The following is a 1206-nucleotide window of genomic DNA, read 5'->3' on the forward strand; positions in this document are numbered from 1 at the left end:
GGAGTATTGGGAGGCTCCTGTTTATGCCCACATTAAAGAAATGCCTTATTTAACGGGACAGGAAAATTATCCCGAACCGGATCCAACTGTTGAAGGGGGGATGGTCGCCAAAATCTCATCGATATTTCCGAATGAGGGAATCAACCTTGATGAAAAAGTTCAGCCATTGCCTGATGATCATAGTGTTCCCGGGCTTCGTGATTGGAAATGGGTTCACACCCCAGGCCATTCCAAAGGACATATTTCACTTTTCCGTGAAAGTGACCGGAGTTTGATTGCTGGAGATGCTTTTGTGAATGTCAGGCAAGATTCCCTATACAAGGTTATCACTCAGGAGAAAGAAATAGCAGGACCGCCGCGGTATTTAACAACCGATTGGGAGGCTRCCAAAGAATCGGTACGTCTATTGGAAAGTCTGAAGCCTGCTGTTGCCATAACGGGGCACGGGTATCCTGTTGAAGGGAAAGAACTGGAAATGGGTTTAGCGAAGCTTGCAAAGGAATTCGATTCATTAGCTAAACCGGATCATGGGAAATATGTGGAATGAAGGGTGACCGTGTTTAATGAATAATTTCTCTACAAAAGTCAAAAATAAACAAGCAACTTATGAAAAATGGAGGGATTTCCGTGACTAATTTAAGAGATATCATGACAACAGACGTTGACTGTTGCACTGCGGAGGATAATATATATGAAGCAGCAGTCAAAATGAAGAATGGTGATGTTGGTGTCATTCCTGTATTGGAGAATAACCATTTAATCGGTGTCATTACAGACCGGGATATCGTCATTCGCTGTGTTGCCGAGAAAAAGCCAAATTCGACTAGAATTACCGATGTCATCTCCACCAATCTTGTAACAGGTACGCCTGATATGTCAGTGGAGGAAGCTGAGGAGTTAATGGCTACCGAACAAATCAGAAGGCTCCCTATCATTGAGAATGAAAAGCTGGTCGGTGTCGTGGCATTAGGTGATCTTGCTGTACACCAACAGACAAATTCAATGGCGGGAGATGCTTTAAGTTCAATTTCCGAAGACAGAGATCAAATTCAGCACTAAAAATCAAAACTCTGTTAGCTATTGCTAACAGAGTTTTGGTTTTTAAAGATACTTATTGAACCAGCCCTTGATTTCCTCAACATGTTGCAGGCGCATTTTTGGAGATCCGCTTCGCGATACCTCATGAGTTTCATTTGGGAATGAAAC

The 1206-nt window shown here is 42.8% G+C and carries 2 protein-coding genes; both read left to right on the forward strand.

Annotated features, from left to right (window positions below):
* Positions 1-547 (forward strand): MBL fold metallo-hydrolase (locus tag AC1DVB_RS27395; RefSeq protein WP_477591977.1); only part of this gene is annotated, 547 nt, incomplete at its 5' end.
* Positions 548-627: 80 nt separating this feature from the next.
* Positions 628-1059 (forward strand): CBS domain-containing protein, encoded by a 432-nt coding sequence (locus AC1DVB_RS27400; protein WP_096339657.1) that lies wholly within the window; start codon positions 628-630, stop codon positions 1057-1059.
* Positions 1060-1206: the final 147 nt, after the last annotated feature.

The sequence above is a fragment of the Peribacillus sp. P4_D6 genome (assembly GCF_056401795.1).